Raw genomic sequence first — 7,254 nt, 5'->3', positions numbered from 1 at the left:
GTAAACCTGGCCCACGCTGCCCCGCACCCGAAACAAAGTGCCCACAGCGTCGAAAAAGAGCACCCTCAGCCTCACGACTGCCCCTCGTAGCGGGCGTAGGCATCGACAATCCGCTGCACCAGAGGGTGGCGCACCACATCCCGCTGGTCGAAGTAGCAAAAGGCAACCCCCTCTACCCCTGTCAGAATACGCTCCGCGGCGGCCAAGCCCGACGTGCGATGTTTGCCCAGATCCGTTTGGGTGAGATCCCCGGTAACCACCATACGCGACCGGAATCCCAGCCGCGTGAGGGCCATCTTCATCTGCTCGGGGGTGGTGTTCTGGGCTTCGTCCAAAATGATGAAGGCATTGCTCAAAGTACGGCCTCGCATATAGGCCAGCGGCGCCACCTCGATCACCCCCTGCTCCATCAACTGCGGCAGCTTGGCCGGGTCGATAAACTCGAACAGGGCATCGTAAAGGGGCCGCAGATAGGGATCCACCTTTTCCACCAGATCCCCCGGCAAAAACCCCAGTTTTTCTCCCGCCTCCACAGCCGGGCGAGTCAAGATCAAACGCTCGTACTCCCGGTTTTGTAGGGCAGCAATGGCCACAACGGCAGCCAGATAGGTTTTTCCTGTGCCCGCCGGTCCAATGCCAAAGCAGAGGTCGTGGGTGCGAATGGCTCGCACGTACTCCTGTTGGCGGGGCGTTTTCGGTCGGATAAGCTCCCCTTTGCGGGTGCGGGCCAAAATCCCTGCTTGTGCTTGCTGGTAGGCGGCAACCTCTTGTCCGGAGAGGGCGCGAAAAGCTTGCTCTGCATCGATCACAGTGACGGGGTGCCCAGTTTGCCAAAGCGGCCTCAGCAATTCTAGCCATTGCCGCACCTGCTGCCGCTGTTGGGGAGTGCCTTTCAGGTACAGGTCTTGTCCGCGCAGCGTTACAGAAGCACCGCTGGAGCGACTGATCCACCTCAGGTTGGCCTCCTGAGTGCCCGCCAAAGACATGGCCTGTTGAGGATTGGACAGAGAGATGACTTCGAAATCAGAAGAGAGGGAAGTAGGGTTGTCGTGCATGCCGTGGGCGCCGGGCACCCTGGGAGACCTGTAGGGGTGATCTTACCAAAAACGCTTGTCAGGGCGCTCTGGGCTGTGGAAAGCCGCTGCAGAGCCCAGGGGTCGAGCGCAAGAGTGCTTAACAGGGGATTACACCATTAATGTGTTCCAAAATACAAGCTTCTGGAAGATCTGCGGCAAACCTGGATTTGGGTTCCGGCCTTCATTGGCAGCCGAGTCACAGGGAATTAACAACTCCCTAAGGTTCCCTAAAAAAGTATTGCAAAGGGCTATCTTTTCGGGAATAGCTCTTATTCATCAAGTAACGTTGATCTATCTGCTAAAGGAGCTTGAACTCCCAGTCTCTCGTCGGTCGGGCAAGAGCTTGAGGTTTTCAACTCCGTTGGTCATCGTGCATCTGACATTCTCCATCCAGCAGCAGGGATGTGGATGGGGGTCTCTTACAACCCTTCCCTAGACACATTTTTGGGATCCCTGCGGCTCCTCAATCTCTGGGGAGGGAGCCCATCCTTTCTGGAGTCATTTTGAAAAATCAGATGGAAACAGGAGAGATAGATGTTTACCCAATCTGCGTCTGATACCCTGGGGTTGGCACAACTGGATTTGGCGCAAATTCCGCGGCAGATCACCTGCGATGGCAGTGACTTGGATTGGAGCCAGGCCCTGGCCATCGAAGGGATCCAACCTGAAGAAGAAGCTTTACAGGCTTGGATGGCTTTCCGTGACCTGCGGGTGAACCAAGAGGCGGGCAACATTTTACGCTGGCAAGGGCGTCCGTTGCGGGCCAGCCGTATCCGCTTTTTCCCCAGGAATGTGGCTTGGCGCTATGGCTTCTCGTTTTCCACCAGCATCCGCTCGCCCATTGGCAAAGGGATCCCGACCCCTGAGGAGTGGCGCTACCCGGGCCTCTGCCGCTACGGGATTGTGCTGTTTCAACCCAACGCCCAACTGGTGGCCCATCAGGTTTTCGAGTCCTCGCCAGAGCAGCCCCAAGAGGTGGATCTGGATCCCAACCTGGATATTGCCTTCAACATCAATGACGCCAAGGGCAGCTACGGCGACAATAGCGGCAGCTTCGATATTTACCTGCAGGTGGTGAGCTAGACTCACCCAACCCCAGGAGGGATCCCGGCTGATCGCGATAGCGGGACGGAGTCTTTGCAGGGCGGGTCAGGGGGCAGTTGCCGGGTGGGATCCCATCCCCTACAATGAGTGAACTGGTGGCTGGATCCCAGCTTGCCAGTGCCCTTCCTGGCCCTGGAGAGGTGGCTGAGTGGTCGAAAGCGGCTTCCTGCTAAGAAGTTACGGGGCCCAAAAGCTCCGTCGAGGGTTCGAATCCCTCCCTCTCCGTCCATATTTGCTGACCAAGGTTGTTGACGTCCTCTGCGCGCCGTTAGCTTACTTCCCCATAGCGGTAGGGCGGGGCTTTTCTCAGTAGCTCGGGCGTCTCAGACTAACCTGAAACGACCATAGAGGCCAACTCCGCTACCAGTCATGGGTCGTGGAAGCAGGAAGAAATCAGAGACGTCACCTCCTATTGGGGTTTCGTAAGTTTTTCAGAGGGGTGTAGTCCTCAATCCAAATAGGCGCTCAACTCCTGCTCCAATGTAGGCAGTTGCACCTCTCCCTGCTCTAGCTCTTCCAAATCTTCCAGTTGCTTGCGCAAACGGGCGATCCGCTCTTGCAGGCACTCTTTGATGCCTTTGGCCCCCAAACCGAGGCAGCTGCGGCAGACTTCCCCGTAGATTTGCCCGCGGTCGTTATAGACCACCGCCAGCAACACTTGGTGCCCTTTTTTCTGGATGGGGTTGGCCCATCCCCCACAGATAATGCAGGGCACTCGGCCATTGCCCCCGTAAATGCTGCGTTCCCAGACGATTCTCACGCTCAGCCTCAATGCAACTTGTTGCCCACCAGCATAAAAACCCAGGGGGATCCCTTGCCACCCCAAGATCCTTAAGATCCTCAATGGATCGCCGGCTCCCTTTTTTCTTCCTGAGAGAGGTTGGGGGTGAGAGCTAAAAAGGGATCCCGGCGGCTAGGTGCTGGGCCGGGCAGGTTGGGAGCGGTCGATGGTGCGATAGGTAAGGCTGGCAGCCACCTCCAGAGCTTTGGCGGCGTCGCGGAAATAAAACCCCAACTCCTCATCCTTCTCCGTGCGGTTGGGCTTGTTGAACTTGGCCTTGAACTGCACGTTGCAATACATGGCCAACCCCACCAGAACCTCTGACAGGCCGTGCTGGTTGATCAGCCGTTCCACATCCGTAAGCAGGCTTTTGATCAGAGCATCGGCTACCGGTTCTGGCAAACTGTCCAGGTCGTGCATGGGGGCTCCTCAACCAACAAGATCAAACGAGCCAACGGGTCTGGAAAATCGAGATGGATCTGGGATCCCGAAGGCAACCTCTCCTGATTTTCCTGCATCTTTTCCAGAATGCCCAATCCCCTTGCCAACGCTACCACCACTGCCGCAGCCAGCCCCACAGGCCCGGATAACGAATGGAGCGCTCCCGGGCCGCTTGCTCCAGATGATGGGCGTGGTCTTGGCTGCCGGGATGCCGCAGACGATTTAGGCGAATCAAATAGGCGTAGCGGCGGATTTGTTCTCGCAACTGCTCTGGGGGAAGGGCAAAGCACGCTGGGCAAAGGGGGCCGAGATCCAACCCCTTATCGTTGAATAGGTGACGAACTCGCTTCCCGCCCGCAAAACGCTTTCCGCAGGCGGCACAGTAGCAAGCTGAGGGCTGGTTGGCAAGGCGCTGCCAGCGAATTCGCATGGTCTTCCCGACAAAAAGGCAAGCAACGTGCAGGCAATTCGCTGTAGCCATAATAGGCTAGAAGCTGGTGAGCAGAACCCAGGATGGGGGGGCCTGGAGTATCGAAAACCATGCCGCAACTCTACGACTGTGTCATCGTCGGCGCCGGCCCTGCTGGAGGATCTGCCGCCTACCATCTGGCCAAGCGGGGACGCTCGGTGCTGGTTCTGGAAAAGGATCCCTTGCCCCGCTACAAACCCTGTGGGGGCGGCGTTTCTCCTATGGTGGCGGCTTGGTTTGACTTCGACTTTGGCCCCGCCATTTCCCTCAAGATCCGGCAAATCCGCTACACCTGGCGCGGCGGCGATCCGGTGGTGGTCGATTTGGATTTGAAAGAGCCCGTTTGGATGGTGCGGCGGGATATTTTCGACCACTACTTGATTCAGCAGGCGCAAAAGCAAGGGGCTGCGCTCCAGGCAGAATGCCCCGTCTCCGGCCTTGAGTGGCAAAGTGACCACTGGCAGGTGATGACATCCGCCGGCCCGGTCTGGGGTCGGTACGTGATTGGGGCCGATGGGGCAAAAGGCTCGATGGCCAAGTGGCTGGGCTTTCAGGAACGCCGTCGTCGCCTGGCTGCCGCCTTGGAAGCAGAAGTGCCCCTCTCGCAGCCGCAAACTGCAGCCGCCCATTTTGACTTCGGTGCCGTGAGCAATGGCTACATCTGGAACTTCCCCAAGGCCGATGGCTACTCAATTGGAGCCGGCACCTTTCGGGGTGGAGAAAAACAAAACCTGCGGGAAATTGCCGCCCAATATGCCCAAAGCTTTGGTGTGGACTTGAAATCGGTCAAGCCGTTTGGCCATCCCATCTGCCTCTGGGACGAAGATCAACCGCTACACACCCAAAATGCCCTCTTGGTGGGAGATGCCGCCTGCGTCATCGATCCGTTTACCGCTGAAGGGATCCGCCCGTCCCTTCTCACCGGCATGTTGGCGGCCCAGGCCATCGATCAAGCTCTAGGCGGGGATACAGAAGCTCTGGCGAACTACTCTGCCCGCGTGCAGCAGGAATGGGGCTCAGAAATGCGCTGGGCTAAGCGGATTGCGGCGTTGTTCTATCGCTTTCCGGGCGTGGGCTACAGGGTGGGCGTCAAACGACCGGGAGCCACTCGGCGCATGGGCCAGATCTTGGCCGGTGAACTGCGCTACAGCGATGTGGCCAGCTCAGCTATTCGCAAGTTAAGCGGTGGTCTGCTCGCCTAAGCCCGGCACCGACAGACGCGGGCGAGATCCAGGATCGTCGAAGCGCTTGCCGATCAACAGGCAGTTGCGACCATCCGCTTGGCGGCTGTAGCTGAGGTGAGTAGAGAGAGCTTTCATCAGCAAAATACCCCGTCCCCCCTCGGACTCAAGATTGGCGTTGGGCGATGTGGGATCCGACAAGTTCCGAGCAAATCCCTCCAGATCAAACTCCTGCCCCTGATCCCAGATGCGCAACTCCAGCCCTTGCGGCATCAGCAGCAGCTCAATGTCGATGGGCGTACTTTCCGGCAGAGCGCGGTGGGCGTGGCGAACGGCGTTGGTAAACCCCTCTACCAAAGCCAACTGACATTCCGCCCAAATGGGATCCGGGATGCCCGCATTTCGGAAAGACTCAAACCAGGTCAAAACCTGGTCAAGCGCGTCCAGGGTTGTGTCAACCCTCAGCGCAAACGTTTGCCTCTTGTCCAGAGGGATCCCTGCCGCGTTCAAAACCGAACCCCAACGATAAGGATTTAACCTGCACCCATCAATCCTGGCCGGATTGACCCTACCAGATTCTAGACCAGAGCCCTGCTGGGACGTGTCATCCCCCACTTTGGGGGGTGCAGCTAGGGAGCGATGACCAAATCCACACGGCGGTTCCGCTGCCGTCCGGCTTCTGTGTCGTTATCGGCAACGGGCAAGGTGGGACCAAAGCCAGAGGTTGTCCAACTGATGGGATGGCCTTCCGGCAGCAGCTTCGTCAAATAGTCCTTAACCGCATTGGCGCGGCGCAGAGAAAGGGCCAAGTTGTAGTTTAAGGGCCCGATGTTATCGGTGTGGCCATTCACTTGAACGCGGGCGCCGGGCATAGCTTCCAAGGACTTGGCCACCTGGGCCAACAGCGAGGCTGCTTCAGGTCGAATCTCGGCTTTGTCAAAATCGAACAGCAAATCGCCCGGCAGGCTGATGGTTTGGGTTCCCACCTGAAAGGAGGTTGGCGTTGTGGTCGGAGCCGGGGTGGGCGCAGAGGCGCTTTCTGCCCCTGGAGCGATCTCAGCAGCAGTGGAAGATTCCCTGACAGGCTCAGGGGCTGTTTGAGAACGCAGCCGTTGCAGCCGCGACTCCAATTCCTCAATTCTGATCAAGAGCTGGATCACCTGCTGGCGGATCTCCCGAATCTCTGCCTCCAGATCCGTGGGGCTCTCATGATTTTCCTCTGGATCTGCATCTGCTGTTGGGCTGGCCACCGGAGGATTGGCCTGGGGCGGGGCCAAGGTGGGCAGGATCGGTGGTGTGGGAGAAGCGGGTTGAGTGGGAGAGATGTTGGTCTCCGGCTGGGGCTGAGGTTGGGCCTGCTGGGGAAGCACCATCCCGACCCAGATTCCGCTGCTGACCAAGAGGATCCCGCTTAGGGAATGGAGAGCGACTGTTAGGAGCTGGGACGAACGAGCCATTGCAGGCAAACCTCCGGCTGGATGGGCGCAGGCAAGGAGCAGGAACTCCTCTCAACTCAACCCTCAAGACCCATCCTAACCGGCGACCCGATCTCGCCAAGGGGATTCTCGGTCGGTCAAGCTGCCACTTTCCGCCATCTGCTGCCAGAGGCTAATCAAAACTGATGCGACCTCGATAACGCCCTATGAGGGTTAGGCCGTTGATGGGATCCGCCAAATCCGCCACAAAGGGGGGAAAGCGGGGATTGTCGCTGATCACCTTCACCTGGGACCCAGGCAGGCGCTGCAGCCGTTTGACCAACAGATCTCCATCCATCTGAAAGACGTAAATGCCTTCACAGCCCAGGTCTCCACCCTCTTGCCGCTCCACAAAGATCCAGTCGCCATCCTCCAAGGTGGGAGACATGCTATCCCCCTGCACCCGAATCAGGCTCAGCTCGGCAGGATTTCCCTTCAAGTATGTCCGCAGCCAGTTTCGCTCAAAAGCAACCACCGATTCGATCGATTCTTCGCGCACCAACACCCCCGCTCCGGCAGAGGCGGCTACATCGACAAAAGGCACATACACATACTCTGCTTTCGCGTCGGGATGCAACTGCGGGGATCCCTCCCCTGTAATCAGCCAATTGAGGTTGACCTGGCCCACTTGGGCAATTTTCACGGCCTTGTCAATGCTGGGCACGGATCCCTTCAGGTAGCTGCGCAAGGCCGTATCGCTAATTCCGGCCCGTCGCCCAAACGCATA

The 7,254-nt window shown here is 58.3% G+C and carries 9 protein-coding genes and 1 tRNA gene; 3 read left to right on the top strand and 7 right to left on the bottom strand.

The window, feature by feature from the left end:
* Window positions 1-71 precede the first annotated feature (71 nt).
* Window positions 72-1,055 carry a PhoH family protein gene (locus NW819_RS09225; protein WP_414352104.1) on the bottom strand — a complete coding sequence of 328 codons (984 nt, stop codon included), beginning with the start codon at window positions 1,053-1,055 and terminating at the stop codon, window positions 72-74.
* A gap of 555 nt (window positions 1,056-1,610) precedes the next feature.
* On the opposite strand from NW819_RS09225, the gene NW819_RS09220 reads away from it, so the two are divergent.
* Together NW819_RS09220 and NW819_RS09215 are read left to right on the top strand one after the other, a co-directional pair.
* A complete protein-coding gene (locus tag NW819_RS09220; protein WP_414413556.1) occupies window positions 1,611-2,159 on the top strand; it encodes a hypothetical protein in 549 nt (182 codons plus the stop codon).
* 155 nt (window positions 2,160-2,314) lie between these two features.
* Window positions 2,315-2,405 (top strand) — tRNA-Ser (locus NW819_RS09215).
* A gap of 223 nt (window positions 2,406-2,628) precedes the next feature.
* Here NW819_RS09215 and NW819_RS09210 read toward each other — a convergent pair.
* The 3 genes from NW819_RS09210 to NW819_RS09200 all read right to left on the bottom strand — a co-directional run bounded on the left by NW819_RS09210 (window position 2,629) and on the right by NW819_RS09200 (window position 3,832).
* The gene (locus NW819_RS09210) at window positions 2,629-2,940 is read right to left on the bottom strand and encodes a hypothetical protein (protein WP_011433892.1); all 312 of its coding nucleotides are present in this window, start codon (window positions 2,938-2,940) and stop codon (window positions 2,629-2,631) included.
* 153 nt (window positions 2,941-3,093) lie between these two features.
* Window positions 3,094-3,381, bottom strand: coding sequence for a hypothetical protein (locus NW819_RS09205; RefSeq protein ID WP_414384205.1), 288 nt, complete (start codon window positions 3,379-3,381; stop codon window positions 3,094-3,096).
* Window positions 3,382-3,511: 130 nt separating this feature from the next.
* Window positions 3,512-3,832, bottom strand: a complete 321-nt coding sequence (locus NW819_RS09200; RefSeq protein ID WP_414413555.1) for a hypothetical protein — start codon at window positions 3,830-3,832, stop codon at window positions 3,512-3,514.
* Between the two features lie 110 nt (window positions 3,833-3,942).
* On the opposite strand from NW819_RS09200, the gene NW819_RS09195 reads away from it, so the two are divergent.
* Window positions 3,943-5,073, top strand: coding sequence for a geranylgeranyl reductase family protein (locus NW819_RS09195; protein ID WP_414413554.1), 1,131 nt, complete (start codon window positions 3,943-3,945; stop codon window positions 5,071-5,073).
* On the opposite strand, the gene NW819_RS09190 is transcribed toward NW819_RS09195, so the two are convergent.
* From NW819_RS09190 to NW819_RS09180, 3 genes are all read right to left on the bottom strand, one after another.
* The gene (locus NW819_RS09190; RefSeq protein ID WP_414402360.1) at window positions 5,050-5,562 is read right to left on the bottom strand and encodes an ATP-binding protein; all 513 of its coding nucleotides are present in this window, start codon (window positions 5,560-5,562) and stop codon (window positions 5,050-5,052) included. The two genes, NW819_RS09195 and NW819_RS09190, sit on opposite strands and share 24 nt — an antisense overlap.
* 119 nt (window positions 5,563-5,681) lie before the next feature.
* Window positions 5,682-6,509: an OmpA family protein gene (locus tag NW819_RS09185; protein ID WP_414332690.1), complete on the bottom strand. Its 828-nt coding sequence runs from the start codon at window positions 6,507-6,509 to the stop codon at window positions 5,682-5,684.
* Between the two features lie 151 nt (window positions 6,510-6,660).
* A partial coding sequence (locus NW819_RS09180) for an XRE family transcriptional regulator (protein WP_414413553.1) occupies window positions 6,661-7,254 on the bottom strand: 594 nt, incomplete at its 5' end.

This window comes from Synechococcus sp. R8-2 (assembly GCF_047461715.1).
Classification (GTDB): domain Bacteria; phylum Cyanobacteriota; class Cyanobacteriia; order Thermostichales; family Thermostichaceae; genus Thermostichus.
Note: the sequence above shows the minus strand (reverse complement) of the source record. Positions and strands in the feature narration are given on the sequence as shown.